This window comes from Pandoraea fibrosis, from assembly GCF_000807775.2.
GTDB lineage: Bacteria > Pseudomonadota > Gammaproteobacteria > Burkholderiales > Burkholderiaceae > Pandoraea > Pandoraea fibrosis.
Map to the genome: position 1 here is coordinate 3782412 of NZ_CP047385.1, position 16190 is coordinate 3798601.

Annotated in this window: 13 protein-coding genes; 3 read left to right on the plus strand and 10 right to left on the minus strand. The window is 62.6% G+C overall.

Annotated features, from left to right (window positions below):
• Positions 1 to 8 precede the first annotated feature (8 nt).
• From ispC to rpsB, 7 genes are all read right to left on the minus strand, one after another.
• A complete protein-coding gene (gene ispC / locus PI93_RS16585; protein WP_039374329.1) occupies positions 9 to 1208 on the minus strand; it encodes a 1-deoxy-D-xylulose-5-phosphate reductoisomerase in 1200 nt (399 codons plus the stop codon).
• Positions 1209 to 1210: 2 nt separating this feature from the next.
• A complete protein-coding gene (locus tag PI93_RS16590) occupies positions 1211 to 2020 on the minus strand; it encodes a phosphatidate cytidylyltransferase (RefSeq protein WP_039374328.1) in 810 nt (269 codons plus the stop codon).
• Positions 2020 to 2802, minus strand: a complete 783-nt coding sequence (gene uppS / locus PI93_RS16595) for a polyprenyl diphosphate synthase (RefSeq protein WP_039374327.1) — start codon at positions 2800 to 2802, stop codon at positions 2020 to 2022. The genes PI93_RS16590 and uppS overlap by 1 nt, the downstream gene beginning before the upstream one ends.
• A 64-nt stretch (positions 2803 to 2866) precedes the next feature.
• The gene (gene frr, locus PI93_RS16600) at positions 2867 to 3427 is read right to left on the minus strand and encodes a ribosome recycling factor (protein ID WP_039374325.1); all 561 of its coding nucleotides are present in this window, start codon (positions 3425 to 3427) and stop codon (positions 2867 to 2869) included.
• A gap of 86 nt (positions 3428 to 3513) precedes the next feature.
• Positions 3514 to 4227 carry a UMP kinase gene (gene pyrH, locus PI93_RS16605; RefSeq protein ID WP_039374323.1) on the minus strand — a complete coding sequence of 238 codons (714 nt, stop codon included), beginning with the start codon at positions 4225 to 4227 and terminating at the stop codon, positions 3514 to 3516.
• Positions 4228 to 4325: 98 nt separating this feature from the next.
• Positions 4326 to 5207 (minus strand): translation elongation factor Ts, encoded by an 882-nt coding sequence (gene tsf, locus PI93_RS16610; protein WP_039374322.1) that lies wholly within the window; start codon positions 5205 to 5207, stop codon positions 4326 to 4328.
• 154 nt (positions 5208 to 5361) lie between these two features.
• On the minus strand, positions 5362 to 6111 hold the full coding sequence (rpsB, locus tag PI93_RS16615; RefSeq protein ID WP_039374321.1) for a 30S ribosomal protein S2: 750 nt from the start codon (positions 6109 to 6111) through the stop codon (positions 5362 to 5364).
• Between the two features lie 518 nt (positions 6112 to 6629).
• Here rpsB and map point away from each other — a divergent pair.
• The 3 genes from map (at position 6630) to PI93_RS16630 (ending at position 11773) form a co-directional block, all read left to right on the plus strand.
• On the plus strand, positions 6630 to 7457 hold the full coding sequence (map, locus tag PI93_RS16620) for a type I methionyl aminopeptidase (protein WP_039374319.1): 828 nt from the start codon (positions 6630 to 6632) through the stop codon (positions 7455 to 7457).
• Positions 7458 to 7532: 75 nt separating this feature from the next.
• Positions 7533 to 10097: a [protein-PII] uridylyltransferase gene (locus tag PI93_RS16625; RefSeq protein WP_039374317.1), complete on the plus strand. Its 2565-nt coding sequence runs from the start codon at positions 7533 to 7535 to the stop codon at positions 10095 to 10097.
• Complete coding sequence (locus PI93_RS16630) at positions 10094 to 11773, plus strand: pseudouridine synthase (protein ID WP_039374316.1); 1680 nt, start codon at positions 10094 to 10096, stop codon at positions 11771 to 11773. Before PI93_RS16625 ends, PI93_RS16630 begins: the two co-directional genes overlap by 4 nt.
• A gap of 62 nt (positions 11774 to 11835) precedes the next feature.
• Here the strand turns inward: PI93_RS16630 and def are convergent, their stop codons facing one another.
• From def to PI93_RS16645, 3 genes are all read right to left on the minus strand, one after another.
• A complete protein-coding gene (gene def, locus PI93_RS16635) occupies positions 11836 to 12369 on the minus strand; it encodes a peptide deformylase (RefSeq protein WP_039374314.1) in 534 nt (177 codons plus the stop codon).
• A gap of 16 nt (positions 12370 to 12385) precedes the next feature.
• Positions 12386 to 14479, minus strand: coding sequence for an NAD-dependent DNA ligase LigA (gene ligA / locus PI93_RS16640; protein ID WP_039374313.1), 2094 nt, complete (start codon positions 14477 to 14479; stop codon positions 12386 to 12388).
• Between the two features lie 181 nt (positions 14480 to 14660).
• Positions 14661 to 16166 carry a cell division protein ZipA C-terminal FtsZ-binding domain-containing protein gene (locus PI93_RS16645; protein ID WP_039374312.1) on the minus strand — a complete coding sequence of 502 codons (1506 nt, stop codon included), beginning with the start codon at positions 16164 to 16166 and terminating at the stop codon, positions 14661 to 14663.
• Between the last annotated feature and the right edge of the window lie 24 nt (positions 16167 to 16190).

Sequence of the window (16190 nt, forward strand, 5' to 3'; positions counted from 1 at the left end):
CGCGAGCGTCAGGACGACGCGGGCGCCGGCAGCTTGGCGACAATACTCGCCGCCAATTCGCGAGCACGACGATCGGCTTCGAGCACGACGTCGAGCGAGGTCGCCTCGCCCACCACGACCGCATCAAGCACTTGCTCGACGACTTGCGCGATGGCGGTGAAGCGAATGCGCTTACCCAGGAACGCCTCTACAGCGACCTCGTTTGCCGCGTTGAGCAATGCGCCAGCCGTGCCGCCGCTGCGTAGCGTGTCAAACGCCAGGCGCAGACACGGGAAACGGCGCAGATCCGGCGCTTCGAAAGTCAGCTTGCCGATATCGGCGAGATTCAGCCCCGCCACCCCGGACGTCACGCGATCCGGGAATGCCAGCGCGTGAGCAATCGGCGTGCGCATGTCGGGGTTCCCCAACTGCGCGAGCGTGGAGCCATCGGCATAGGTCACCATCGAATGGATCACGCTTTGCGGGTGAATCAGTACCTCGATCTTCTCCGCAGGCATATTGAACAGCCAGCGGGCCTCGATGACCTCGAGCCCCTTGTTCATCATGCTCGCGGAATCCACCGAAATCTTGCGGCCCATGACCCAGTTCGGATGCGCACAAGCCTCGTCAGGCGTGACGTTCTCGAGCGAAGCCAATTCGCGCTCGCGGAACGGGCCGCCGGAGGCCGTCAACACCAGCTTTTCCACGCCACGTGTCGAAATCCGGTTCTCCCCAGCCACTTGCGGCAGGCATTGGAAGATGGCGTTGTGCTCGCTGTCGAGCGGCAACAACGTCGCCCCTGCCCGCTCGGCGGTTGCCATGAACAGTGCACCGGAAAGCACCAGCGACTCTTTGTTCGCCAGCAAGATGCGCTTACCGGCACGAGCGGCAGCGAGCGTCGACTGAAGGCCTGCGGCGCCGACAATGGCCGCCACAACCATAGTGACTTCGGACGCTTGCGCGATCTCGACCAGCGCCTGCGGACCATAGGTCACTTCGATCTTCAGGCCGGCATCGGCCAGACGCGCCGCAAGCGAACGAGCGCCGTCCGCATCGGCCACCACGGCCACCTTCGGGCGATGCGCGACGCATTGCTCGAACAGGCGATCCAGATTGCGGTGCGCCGAGAGCGCATAGACGGAGAAGCGGTCGGGATGACGCCCCACCACATCGAGCGTGCTAACGCCGATGGAGCCGGTAGAGCCAAGAATAGAGAGATGTTGCGACATGATCAGACGAAGAGCATAGCCAGCGGGAGCACAGGGAGCAACGCGTCGATTCTGTCGAGCACGCCCCCATGGCCGGGCAACAGCGCGCTGGAGTCTTTCACGCCGGCCTGCCGCTTGAGTTGAGATTCGAACAGATCGCCCACGACCGAAAAAGCTACCAGCACCGTCAGCGCCAGTGCGCCGAGTGCCAGGCCGAGCGTGCCAGCGAGGTGGGAAACGATGGTCGGCGCCTGCAAGCCGCTCGCCAGAACTGCCGCTGCGACCAAGAGCACCAGCACCCATCCGCCGATGGCGCCTTCCCAGGACTTTCCAGGACTGATCGAGGGCGCGAGCTTGCGACGACCCAATGCACGACCGGCAAAATAGGCGCCGGTATCCGCGAGCCATACGATGACGAGCACCGACAGCAGGAATGCCACACCTCGCTCACGCGCCAGACACAGCGCCTGCCATGCCGCAATCAGCAACACGGGACCGGCGACGAGCAGCAAGCCGCGCCACGCCCCCTGGGTTGCAGGCTTGCGCGCCAGCGTATAGGGTCCGGCCAACAGCCAGAACACGGCGGCGGGCTTGAGCCAGATCGATGAAAGGGTCCAGCCGCCTGCCCAGGTGAGGCCCACGCCGAGTAACGCAAGTGCGCCGTAGAAGATGGCGCCCGTGCCGTTCAGGCCGACGAGCCGCCCCCACTCCCAGCCGGCGGCGGCCACGATCACGGCGGCAAGCAACGCGAACTGCGCCGGCGTACCGACGAAGATCACAGGCAAGAGAATGGCAAGAAGTACGACAGCGGTAATGACGCGTGTCTTGAGCATCAGGCGGATTGTCCCGAGGGGTTCTGAACTTGCGCACTGGTACGGCCGAAACGGCGTTCGCGCTGTTGAAACTCGGCGACAGCCCGTTTGAGCGTATTGGCGTTGAAGTCCGGCCAGAATTCTTCGGTGAAATACAGTTCAGTGTACGCCAGTTGCCAGAGCAGAAAATTACTGACGCGCTGGTCACCACCGGTGCGGATGAAAAGATCCGGCTCCGGCGCGTACGCCATGCTCAGATAAGGCGCGAGGTCGTCCTCAGTGAACGAGGCCTCGAGCGCCGCTGCCCCACCCTGCGCAAGACGCGCGGCCGCAAGCTTCTGCGCCGCTTGCAGAATGTCCCAACGTCCGCCGTAGTTCGCGGCGATCGTCAGTGTGAGGCCCTTGTTGTCTCGCGTCCGTTCTTCCGCACGCTTGACCAGTTCCTGAATGCGCGGCTCGAACGCTTCAAGCGCACCGATGACACGCAGACGGATTCCATTACTGTGCAGTTTTCCCACCTCACGTTCGAGCGCGAGAATGAAAAGCTGCATCAGCGTCGAGACCTCGTCCTGCGGACGACGCCAGTTCTCGGAACTGAACGCGAACAGCGTCAGGTACTCGACACCGAGTTCGGCACATGCCGTTACCGCTTCACGCACGGCATCGACGCCGCGCTTGTGTCCCGCTACGCGAGGCAATTTACGACTGGTAGCCCAACGCCCGTTGCCATCCATAACGATGGCAACGTGGCGCGGAATGCTCACTGTTTCGGGAACGGAGAGCGAAGAGCTGAGAAAACCCATTGAGATACGGCGCGGGAGTCGAGCGCGAAAGTCGGCGGAGATCTTACGGTGAGTGCCGGGGCACTCAGACCGTCATGATCTCTGCGTCCTTTTGCTTGACCAACTCGTCGATCTCGGCGACAAACTTGTCGGTCAGCTTCTGGACTTCGTCGCTGCCACGGCGCTCGTCGTCTTCCGAGGCTTCCTTGTCCTTGACCAGCTTCTTGAGTTGCTCGTTGGCATCGCGACGCAGGTTGCGCACGGCGACCTTGGCGGCTTCGCCTTCCGACTTGACCAGCTTGGTCAGTTCGCGACGGCGCTCTTCGGTCAGCATGGGCATCGGCACGCGAATCAGATCGCCTTGCGTGGCCGGGTTCAGACCCAGATCCGATTCACGGATGGCTTTTTCGACCACCGGAACCATCTTCTTTTCCCACGGCTGCACGCCGATCGTGCGACTGTCCACGAGGTTCACGTTAGCGACCTGGGAGATGGGCACCATCGAGCCGTAATAGTCCACCTGCACGTGATCGAGCAGGCCGGCATGCGCGCGACCGGTACGAATCTTCGCCAGGTTGTTCTTGAACGACTCGATCGAGCTTTTCATCTTTTGCTCGACATTCTTCTTGATGTCAGCAACGCTCATGACAACCTCCAAACCTTGAATTGTTACGCAAAACGTAAATGATACGGCGTCGGTGCGCCATTGCACACCGACGCCGCAATTTGAACTCAAACGTGGACGAGCGTTCCCTCGTCTTCGCCGAGGATAACGTGCTTGAGCGCGCCCGGCTTCACAATCGAGAAAACGCGCACCGGCATCTTCTGATCGCGGCACAGCGCGAAAGCGGTCGCGTCCATGACCTGCAGGTTCTTCGAAATGGCTTCGTCGAAGCTGATGGTCGAATACTTGACTGCGTCGGGGTCCTTCTTGGGGTCAGCCGAGTACACGCCGTCGACCTTGGTCGCCTTGAGCACCACTTCGGCGCCGACTTCCGAGCCACGCAGCGCTGCGGCCGTGTCGGTCGTGAAGAACGGGTTACCCGTGCCGGCGGCAAAAATCACGACTTTACCCTCTTCGAGCTGACGGATCGCGCGCGGACGAATGTACGGCTCAACGACCTGGTCCATGCGCAGCGCAGACTGCACGCGCGCCTCGATACCGGCGTGGCGCATCGCATCTTGCAGCGCCAGGGCATTCATCATGGTGGCCAGCATGCCCATATAGTCGGCCGTCGCACGGTCCATACCGGCGGCACCGCCAGCCACACCCCGGAAAATATTGCCACCGCCGATCACGACGGCCAATTGCGTGCCAAGGCGAACGACTTCGGCAATGTCGCCAACCATGCGCTCAATCGTCGCACGATTGATGCCGAATGCATCGTCACCCATGAGGGCTTCACCAGAGAGCTTGAGAAGTACGCGTTTGTAAGGAGTAGACATGGCGGTCCTTAAGAAGTCTGGTCGGGCACTGTTGGGGTATTCTGGATGAAACAACGGGGACGGCACCGCCGCCCCCGGTTACTGCGATACTGCGCGAATTACGACTGCTTGGCAGCGGCCACTTGCGCAGCCACTTCAGCAGCGAAGTCGTCCTGCTTCTTCTCGATGCCTTCGCCAACCACGAACATCGTGAAGCCCTTGACCGACGTGTTGTTGGCCTTGAGCATCTGCTCGACGGTCGACTTGTCGTCCTTCACGTAAGCCTGGTTGAACAGCGAGACTTCCTTCAGGAACTTCTGCACGCTGCCTTCCACCATCTTCGCGACGATCTCTGCCGGCTTGCCCGATTCCGCAGCCTTCTCGGCAGCGACCTTGCGTTCCTTCTCGATCAGTTCCGGCGAGACCTGCTCACCCGACACGGCCACCGGCTTCATGGCGGCGATGTGCATGGCGACGTTCTTGCCCACTTCGGCGTCGGCACCTTCGTACTCGACAACCACGCCGATGCGCGTGCCGTGCAGGTAAGCAGCCAGCTTGCCCGACGTCTCGTAACGCTGGAAGCGGCGGATCGTCATGTTTTCACCGATCTTGCCGATCAGGTCGGCACGCACCTGGTCAACGGTCTTGCCTTCGAGCGGCAGTGCCGACAGGGCAGCCACGTCGGCCGGGTTGTTCTCGGCGACCAGCTTGGCCACGTCGTTGGCGAACTTGAGGAAGTCGTCGTTCTTCGAAACGAAGTCGGTTTCGCAGTTGATTTCGACCACGGCACCCTTGCCGCCGTCGATGTAAGCAGCGATCACGCCTTCGGCCGTGATACGGCTGGCGGCCTTGCTGGCCTTGCTACCCAGCTTGACACGCAGGATTTCTTCAGCACGGACCATGTCGCCGTCGGCTTCGGTCAGCGCCTTCTTGCATTCCATCATCGGCGCATCGGTCTTGGCGCGCAGTTCGCCCACCATTGCTGCAGTAATTGCCGGCATATCGTTACTCCTGTATATCGAATCAGTCGGGAGAGGATGGCGCCCGAACGGCCGCACTGCCCGCCCTCGGCGCCCCGCGCACCCGACGCGGGGAAATCGGACTAAAAAAAAGGGGCGCCACAAGCAGCCCCTTTTGTTACGCAGCGGTGGCCGCTTACGCCTCTTCGTTCACTTCGACGAACTCGTCGCCGTCGCCGCGCACGGCTTCGACAACTTCCTTGACGGCGTTTGCACGGCCTTCGAGGATCGCGTCGGCAACGCCTTGCACGTACAGCTCAACGGCCTTGCTCGAATCGTCGTTACCCGGGATGACGTAGTCAACACCTTCCGGCGAGTGGTTCGTATCGACCACGGCGATCACCGGAATACCGAGCTTGTTGGCTTCGGTGATGGCGATCTTGTGGTAGCCGACGTCGACCACGAAAATGGCGTCGGGCATGCCGCCCATTTCCTTCACGCCGCCGATCGACTTCTGCAGCTTGGCCATTTCGCGATCGAACAGCAGCGCTTCCTTCTTGCTCATGCGCTCTTGCTCGCCGGCTTCCAGAGCCTGCTCCATGTCCTTGAGCTTCTTGATCGACGACTTCAGGGTCTTGAAGTTCGTCAGCATGCCGCCCAGCCAACGGTTGTTGACAAAAGGCATACCGGCGCGGCCCGCGGCTTCCGCCACGATTTCACGCGCTTGACGCTTCGTGCCCACGAACAGGATCGTGCCGCGGTTTGCTGCCAGTTGACGCACATACTTCAGTGCATCCTGGTACATCGGCAACGTCTTTTCGAGGTTGATGATGTGAATCTTGTTGCGATGGCCGAAGATATAGGGGGCCATCTTGGGGTTCCAGAAACGGGTTTGGTGACCAAAGTGGACGCCCGCTTCCAGCATCTGACGCATCGTGACAGACATGTGATTCTCCGTGAGGGTTAGGTCTTAGACCGGCTGCCGTACCCGTTTCGTCAGACTGCCATACAGCTTTGCATGACCCGTCTGCGAAGATCGGGCACCCTGGGTGCGCCGGCCCGCGATTTCAAAATTTCCAAGCCGATGACGACGATGCCATTCGGCAACTCGCCGGGCGCAGCACCATCTGGCACCACATTGGGGCGAAAACACCCACAAAACCCGGCGAAGACCGTTGAAAGCCAAGGGAAAACCCTTGGCTTTATTAGCAACTCGTCCTCGACTTAGCCCGAGATTATAGCATCGCACCACGCCATCACTCAAGCGACGCGTGAACTTGTGATGACAAGCGGGAAATGCCCGGTTTGCGCGGCGCTCCGCCCAATTTGCTCCGCCATCCGGCATCCCGCCCGGCGCATCGGAAATTCATGGTCGGAACCCTCCGAAATCCACGCCAGACGGGGCGAAAACCGGCCATTGATGCGATAATGCGGCACTGTTTACGCAATTTGTCCGATTCATCAATGGCCATCACCCTCAAGAATGCCCACGACATTGAAATGATGCGCGTCGCCTGCCGACTGGCCAGCGAAGTGCTCGATTTCATCACGCCCTACGTGCGCGCCGGCGTCACCACCGGGGAACTCGACCGCCTTTGCCACGAGTTCATGGTCAAGGAACAGGGCACCGTACCGGCGCCGCTGAACTATCAGCCGCCGGGCTACCCGCCCTACCCCAAGGCGACCTGCATCTCCGTGAACGACGTGATCTGCCACGGCATTCCCGGCGACAAGGTGCTCAAGAACGGCGACGCGCTCAATATCGACATTACCGTCATCAAGGACGGTTACTTTGGCGACACCAGCCGGATGTTCATCGTCGGCGACGGCACCATCCTTGCCAAGCGTCTGGCACAGGTCACGTACGAGTGCATGTGGCTCGGCATTAACCAGGTGCGCCCGGGCGCCCATCTCGGCGATATCGGCCAGGCCATTCAGACGCACGCCGAAGCCCAGGGCTACAGCGTGGTGCGCGAGTATTGCGGCCACGGTATCGGACAGGTGTTCCACGAAGATCCGCAAATCCTGCACTACGGTCGACAAGGCACCGGGCTCGTGCTGCAAGCCGGTATGATTTTCACCATCGAGCCGATGATCAACGCAGGCAAGCGCGAGATTCGGACAATGCCCGACCAGTGGACGGTCAAGACACGCGATCGCAGCCTGTCGGCGCAATGGGAGCACACCGTGCTGGTGACGGAGACGGGTCACGAAGTGCTCACGCACTCGGCCCTGACACCGCCGCCGCCGCCCGGTTCGTCGTACGTGACATCGTTCGCGACAGCAGCCTGAGCATTTATCGTCCGGTCGCCGGAAGATTCGGCGGCCACCCGGCCTGACCGTTATTTATCCACCCAGGAAGCCGTCATGCACGCGCGCGCGCACGCCCCTTCTCCGCTACGTCAGGCCCTCAAGGAACGCAAGGCCGAACTTGTCGAACGCTTTTCTGCACACGGCAAGGTCGACACGCTGCTGCATGGCTTGAGCCAGGCCGTCGATCAGGCCATGCGCGACGCCTGGGCCGAATGTCACATGCCTGACGATTTCGCCCTTGTTGCGGTCGGTGGCTACGGACGCGGCGAGCTGTATCCCCACTCGGACGTCGACATTCTGTTGCTGCATCGGCATGCCGATGGCCCAGCGCTCACGTCGCATGTGGAGCCGTTCATCGGTTTTCTTTGGGACATCGGGCTCGAAATCGGGTCATCGGTGCGCACGGTCGATGAATGCATCATCGAAGCGCACGCCGACGTCACGGTGCAAACCAGCCTGCTCGAAGCACGGCTTCTGACGGGAAATCGCGCCCTCTTCGACGAATTCGAGCAACGCTTTTCGGCAGACCTCGATCCGCGCGCGTTTTTCCGCAGCAAACAACTGGAAATTCGCCAACGTCACGCGAAGTATCAGGACACCCCGTATAGCCTCGAGCCCAACTGCAAGGAAAGCCCCGGGGGACTGCGCGATCTGCAGGTCATTCTCTGGATGACGAAGGCCGCGGGGCTGGGCAATAGCTGGTCGGAACTGTTCGCGCGGGACTTGCTGACGGATCGCGAACTCAAGGAACTGCGCCGTAACGAACAATTCCTGAAAGGGCTACGGGCACGGCTTCATTTGCTCGCACGGCGCCGCCAGGACGTGCTGGTGTTCGACATGCAAACGGCGCTCGCGCAGAGCCTCGGCTTCGACGCCACCACGACGAAGCGCGCCAGTGAGCAGTTAATGCGCCGCTACTACTGGGCCGCGAAGGCCGTCTCGCAACTCAATACTGTCTTGCTGCTCAACGTCGAGGCTCGCCTGTTCCCGCAAACCAGTGGCGTCACGCGCGTGATCAACGAGCGCTTCGTCGAAAAGCAGGGGATGATCGAGATCGTGGATGACGAGTTGTATCAGCGTCATCCGAACGCGATTCTCGAGACCTTCCTGTTGTACGAACAGGTGGTGGGCGTGAAAGGTCTGTCGGCGCGCACGTTACGCGCGCTGTACAATGCGCGCGAACTGATGAATGCGCAGTGGCGCGCCGACCCCGAGAATCGCCGTACATTTCTCGCGATTCTTCAGCAACCGCAGGGCATCACCCACGCCTTGCGCCTGATGAATCAGACGAGCGTGCTTGGCCGGTATCTGATCAACTTCCGCCGCGTGGTCGGACAGATGCAACACGATCTGTACCACGTGTACACGGTCGATCAGCACATCCTGATGGTTGTGCGCAACATCCGCCGGTTTGCCGTGGCGGAACACACGCACGAATATCCGTTCTGCAGTCAGTTGATCGCAAACTTCGACAGACCCTGGGTGCTGACGATCGCCGCCCTTTTCCACGACATTGCGAAGGGACGTGGCGGCGACCACTCGACGCTCGGCATGGTCGATGCGCGACGCTTCTGTACACGTCACGGTATCGATAAGGACGATACGGAACTGATCGTCTGGCTCGTCGGCGAGCACCTCACGATGAGCACTGTCGCGCAGAAGCAGGACACGACAGATCCCGAGGTCATCCGGCGCTTTGCCGAGAAAGTGGGAAATGAACGGCGCCTGACCGCACTGTACCTGCTGACGGTCGCCGATATTCGCGGCACCAGCCCGAAGGTGTGGAACGCCTGGAAGGGCAAGCTGCTGGAAGATCTCTACCGGCTGACATTGCAGGTGCTGGGCGGAGCGAACCCGGATCCGCACTCGCAGTTGAAAACGCGCAAGGAAGAAGCGCTCGGACTGCTGCGTCTGTACACCGTGCCGGAGCGCGCGCAGGAAGCGCTCTGGAACACACTCGACGTTGCGTACTTCCTGCGCAACGATCCGGCCGACGTCGCCTGGCAGACGCGTCATTTGTGGCGGCACGTCGACAGTGCGGTGCCGATCGTCAAGGCCCGCCCCTCACCGATTGGCGAAGGGTTGCAGGTCATGGTCTATGTCCGCGATCAGGTCGATCTGTTTGCGCGCATTTGCGGCTACTTCGAGCGCAAGGGCCTGTCGATTCTCGATGCGAAGGTGCACACGACCAGCCACGGCTTCGCCCTGGATAGCTTCCTGTTGACGGACCCCGGCCTCGACACCAGCTACCGGGACATCATCAACCTGGTAGAGAGCGAGCTGGTGTCGTTGCTCACCCGTGTAGAACCGCTGGCAGAGCCGAGCAAGGGACGGTTGCCACGACGTTCGCGCAGCTTTCCGGTCACGCCGCGCGTCGATTTGCGGCCTGACGAGCGCGGCCAGTATTACCTGCTGTCGGTGTCGGCCAACGACCGCACCGGCTTGCTTTATGCGGTTGCTCGCGTACTCGCCCGTCATGGTGTGAGCGTGCGGACCGCCCGCATCAATACCCTCGGCGAACGTGTCGAAGACACGTTCCTGCTTGATGGCAGCCGTTTGCAGGACAACCGCCTGCAAATTGCCGTTGAGACCGAATTACTAGAAGCATTGGAACCATGAGCGATACCCCGCGCGCCAAACTCGGCGCCAAACATCCCCGCACTCTCGACAAGACCCGCGCGCCCGTGCGGTCGTCCGGCGCGCTGCGCCGTCCGACCAAGGCGGTGCCGGCGTCGATGCTCGACGCCAGCGGCGCGAAGAAGAAGCCTGCGGCGAAACCGCCCCGCCCGCGTCCGGCAAACGATGCCACGTCGCCGGCCGGCGCACGTCGCTCGGCAGATGGCGGCACCGCACCGCGCAAACCCGCGACTGGCGCAGCAAAACCCTACGAGAAACGCCCGACGGGTGAACGTCCGCCGGCGCGCGGCCAGCGCGAGCGCGTTGCAGGCGCACGCCCCGCGCGATTTGACGATGAGTCCCGCTCGCGTCGCTTCGACGAAGACCGCCCGCGTCGCATTACCGAAGGTGGTGCACGTGGCGACTTTTCCCGCCCGCCCCAACGTGGCACGAATGATCGCGCTCCGCGTCGCTTCGACGAAGATCGTCCGCGCCGTACTACCGAAGGCGGTGCACGTGGCGACTATTCCCGTCCGCCCCAACGTGGCACGAATGATCGCGCTCCGCGTCGCTTTGACGAAGATCGTCCGCGCCGTACTACCGAAGGCGGCGCACGTGGCGACTATTCCCGTCCGCCCCAACGTGGCACGAATGATCGCGCACCCCGTCGCTTCGACGAAGATCGTCCGCGCCGCACTACCGAAGGCGGTGCACGTGGCGACTATTCCCGTCCGCCCCAACGCGGCACGAATGATCGCGCACCGCGTCGCTTTGACGAAGATCGTCCCCGTCGCGATGGTGAAGGCGCGCCGCGTGGCCGCTTCGCCCGTGACGATCGCAACGCCCAGGCGCCGCGCTCGACGCGCCCCGCACGCGCTACGCGTGACGACGACGATGACATCAAGGTCCACCACGACGCCGCCGGATCGTTGCGTCTATCGAAGCGGATGTCGGAACTCGGTCTGTGTTCGCGTCGCGAAGCCGATGAGTGGATCGCCAAGGGATGGGTCCGCGTTGACGGCAAGGTCATGACGGAGCTCGGCACGAAAATTCTGCCAACGCAGGAAATCACCGTCGTGCAAGCCGCACGAAAGGAACAGGCCAATCGCGTCACCATCCTGCTGCATAAGCCCGTAGGCTATGTCTCCGGCCAGGCGGAAGACGGTTACGAGCCGGCCGTCGTCTTGGTCACGCGCGAAAACCACTGGTCCGAAGACGATGCCGGCGTGCGCTTCTCGCCGACGCATCTGCGCAGCCTGGCACCGGCCGGTCGCCTCGATATCGATTCCACCGGCCTGCTCGTCCTCACGCAGGACGGCCGTATCGCGAAGCAACTGATCGGCGAAGACTCGGATATCGAGAAGGAATATCTCGTCCGTGTGTCGTATAACGAACACGAGCAGAATGTCGAGGCGCACTTCCCCGCCGAACGTCTGGCTCTGCTGCGTCACGGCCTGGGACTCGACGATCAACCGCTCAAGCCTGCGCAGGTCGAATGGCAAAATCCGGAGCAACTGCGCTTCGTTCTCAAGGAAGGCAAGAAGCGTCAGATTCGCCGGATGTGCGAACTCGTCGGTCTGCATGTGACTGGCCTCAAGCGCGTGCGCATGGGACGCATCACGCTGGGCAACCTGCCCGTGGGTGAGTGGCGTTATCTGCGCGCTGGCGAAGGCTTCTGAGTCAGCATCGCGCATGAAAAAGCCCGCCATCGAGGCGGGCTTTTTTTATGCCTGTTGCAACGTCAGTCGTCGGTTTTCGGGTCGAGTCCCGGGAAGAGAATCTCGGTAAAGCCGAACTTGCTGAAGTCGGTAATCCGCATCGGATAGAGCTTGCCGATCAAGTGGTCGCATTCATGCTGCACCACCCGGGCATGAAAACCTTCGGCGATACGGTCGATCGGGTTGCCTTTCTGATCCAGCCCCTCGTAGCGCAGCATCGAGTAGCGATTGACCATGCCGCGCAGCCCCGGCACTGACAGACAGCCCTCCCAGCCCTCCTCCATGTCCTGCGTCAGCGGCGTGATGACAGGATTGATGAGCACGGTTTGGGGGACCTCGGGCGCATCCGGATAGCGCTCGTTGTGCTCGAAACCGAAGATCACCACCTGCAGATCGACACCGATTTGCGGCGCCGCGAGTCCGGCGCCGTTAGCATGTTTCATGGTGTCGAACATGTTTGCGACGAGTTCGTCCAGCTCGGGCGTATTGAACTGCTCCACAGGTTTGGCGATGCGCAGCAGGCGCGGATCGCCCATCTTCAGAATGTCGCAAATCATCGGTTGGGTCCTCACATCAAAGCGCGGCCAACATTGCCCGCATAGCATCTTCGTCAAGTACAGGCACGCCAAGTGCCTCGGCCTTGGCCAATTTACTGCCCGCCTCGGCCCCCGCCACCACGTAGTCGGTCTTCGCCGAGACCGAACCTGCCACTTTCGCACCCAGCGCTTCGAGCATCGCTTTCGCCTCGTCGCGCGAGAGTGTCGGCAACGTGCCCGTCAGCACGAACGTCTTGCCCGCCAGCGGCAGCGGCGCCACAGCCGCCGGTTCGGACTCCGGCCAGGTGACGCCCGCCGCGCGCAGTTGTTCGATCACCTCGACATTATGCGGCTCGGCAAAAAAATTGGCGATGGACTGCGCCACAATGGGTCCGACGTCCGGCACCGCCAGCAGTTCCTCGGCGCTGGCCGCCATCACGTTGTCGAGCTTGCCGAAATAGCGTGCCAGATCTTTCGCCGTCGCCTCGCCCACGTGACGGATGCCCAGCGCGAAGATGAACCGTGCCAGCGTCGTGTGACGCGCCGTCTCCAATGCCGCGACCAGATTCGACGCCGACTTGTCGGCCATCCGATCAAGCGCTGCGAGTTTCGCAACGCCGAGTTTGAAGAGGTCCGCCGGGGTCCGAATAATCTGCTGATCAACCAGTTGTTCGACAAGCTTGTCGCCCAGCCCTTCGATATCGAGCGCCCGGCGCTGTGCAAAGTGCAACAAGGCCTGCTTGCGCTGCGCCGCGCAGATCAACCCGCCGGTGCAACGTGCAATCACCTCGTCGGGCAGCTTCTCGATGGCCGATCCGCACACCGGGCACGCCGTCGGCATGACGAACGCCCGTGCGTCGGCCGGCCGGCGCTCGAGCACCGACCCGACGACTTCGGGAATCACATCGCCTGCGCGGCGCACGATCACCGTATCGCCGATCATCACATCCTTGCGGCGAATCTCGTCTTCGTTGTGCAGCGTAGCATTGGTCACCGTCGCCCCGCCGACGAAGACCGGCGCGAGCCGTGCCACCGGGGTAATCGCCCCGGTTCGCCCCACTTGCACCTCGATATCCAGCAATGTCGTCAGCGCTTCCTGCGCCGGAAACTTGTGTGCCAGCGCAAAACGCGGCGCGCGCGAGACAAAGCCGAGGCGGTCCTGCTCGTCGCGGCGATTGACCTTATAAACCACACCGTCGATGTCATACGGCAGCGATTCACGCGCCTCGCCCACCGCTCGGTAGAACGCCAGCAACCCGGCCGCCCCCTGCACAACATCACGGCGGTCGTTCACCGGAATACCTAACGTGACGTACCAGTCGAGCAATGCCGAGTGAGTCTCCGGCATGGGGACCCCCACCAACTCACCCACCCCGTAAGCAAAGAAAGACAACGGGCGCTTGGCCGTAATCTTCGAATCAAGCTGCCGCAGACTGCCCGCCGCCGCATTGCGCGGATTGACGAAGACCTTCTCGCCCGCCGCTTCCTGCGCCCGATTGAGCTTGTCGAAGTCGGCCCGGAACATCAGCACCTCGCCGCGCACTTCAAGCACTTCAGGCGGGTGATCGGTGTTGAGGGTCAGCGGGATTTTCTTGATGGTCCGGATGTTCGCGGTGACATCCTCACCGGTGGTGCCGTCGCCGCGCGTTGCCGCCTGCACGAGCACGCCATGCTCATAGCGCAGGGCAATCGCCAGACCGTCGAACTTCAGCTCGGCGGCATATTCGACGGGGGTACCAAACAGGTCGCCCGACGGCGCATTGCCGTCGCGCAGCCCATCGGACACACGACGGTCGAACGCTTCGACATCCTCGTCGGCAAAGCCGTTATTGAGCGAAAGCATCGGTACCCGGTGCACGACCGGCGCGAAGCCCTCCACCGGCTTGCCACCGACACGTTGCGTGGGCGAATCGGGGCGCTGCAACTCGGGAAATTCGGTCTCGAGCGCGACCAACTCGCCAAACAGGCGGTCGTACTCGGCATCGGGAATCAGCGGCGCATCGTCTTCGTAATAGGCGCGGTTATGACGCGCCAGCTCAATGCGCAATGCGGCGGCACGTTGCGCAGCAGCCGTTGCATCGGCCGCCGTTGGCGCATTCGCGTCCTGACCCGGAACGGAAGTTTGGGACATGCTTGGAAACTCGGAGTACGAGAAGTCAGAATATTATGCCCTCGACGCACGCGCCTGCGCGTTGCCGACAGCATCCATTCATCGGAACAAAAACGCCGCTCACCCGACGGTGAACGGCGTGCATCGAACGCGGCCGCGGACAGATCCGACAGATCGTCGCCTGCCGCGCACCGCCTCGTTGTTACTGGCTGAACAAGCGGCGTGTCACCGGCGAACCGGCCGGCAAACCGCGTGCCTCGAGGCGTTCGTAGAGCTTGAGCAACTGCTTGTCGACATTTTGCAGCGCAGCATCCGAAAGCGGCCGACGCTGGTCGTCCACGACTCGCCCACCAATGCGTTGCCCGATCGAGCGAGCGTAATCGCACATCAGACGGAACGGCAGCAGATCTTCATCGGCCACCGGCACATCGAGCAACATCGTAATCAGATCGCCGCCCTTGTACGTCAGATCGTCGCGCAGGAAGTTGGTATCGCCGAACTGCAGCATGAACACCGGATTCTGGCGTGCGTCGAGCTTGACGAAACGCATACCGTCGCGCGAGAGCAGCAGACCGTCCTGCGTCGCCACTGCCTGGACATAGTTCGCCGACCAGGGGGCGCCGTCCGAGAGCACGTTGACCGACAGTTGCGCGTCGCATTGCGCGGCGAAACTGTCGAGCTCGCGGCCACGGGCCACCGTCTCCATCATGTCGGGCAGTTCGGGCAGCGCATCGACGGCGTCGGCGAGGGTCTGAACGAGATTCGAGAACTCCGAGAATTCGACTTCGTTCAACGCCCCGGCTCGGTTGGCCAACTGCACGGCCATGCGCAACTGATGGTAGCGGCCGCCTGTGCGAATCAGTTCCCATGGCGAATGTTCGTCGGCGCGGCCCTCGACGTTCACGGGCTTGCCGCCCGCGCGGCGCATGCGCACCGTCAACGGCATCAGACGCTCCGCAGCTACCACGTTCGCCAACGGCAATTCGACGATGCAGTCGATGCGCTCGTCGATGACCGGCGGCGGACCGCTCGGCACCGCCGGGCGCGCCGCTGCGACGGGCGCCGTCACGGTCTCGGCTGCGGACGCCACGGTGCCTTGCGGGTGGGCTAGCGATTCGTCATCGGGTGCGCCGGCCGCCGCAGCCACCGCGCCAGCAGCGGCGGCATCCACGGTGTCGTCGGCCGCCAGTTCCGCGTCGACGCGTGCCACCGTGCTCGCCGCTGCGGCTTGTTCCGCGTCGCGTGCCAGCTCGTCGGCATCGGTGTGTTGGACGGATTCCGCAGCGGATTCCGCCGTGGCCGCGCCGGAAGTACCCGCTTGGGCGGCCAGCGCAGCCGCTTCCTGCGCGGCACGCTTACGCGAGGCAGGCGGCGCGTCCCAGGCGTCTTCGTTAATGGCGAAGGCATCCTGCACCGACGTACCGGCCCCACTGGATGTCCCCGATGCGGCGGCCGAGCCGCCCAGCGTCGGTTCGCGACGCTCGCCCGACTGCGCGGGCACGCGCGGGGGAGAAAGCGTCGGTTCGATGAACGGACGGTCGTCGTCGGCGTCGGGCGTGCCGGCAGTGGCATCGATACCGGCACCGTCGACCGGCATGCGACGCGGGATGCGCGCGCGCGCCTTGCTGCCTTGCCAGGCGTTATAACTGACGACCCCCAGCAGTACCACTACCCCTGCCGCAATCAAGCTCAGCTGCAGTTCATTCATGCGCGGCGTTCCTCTCTCTTCTCC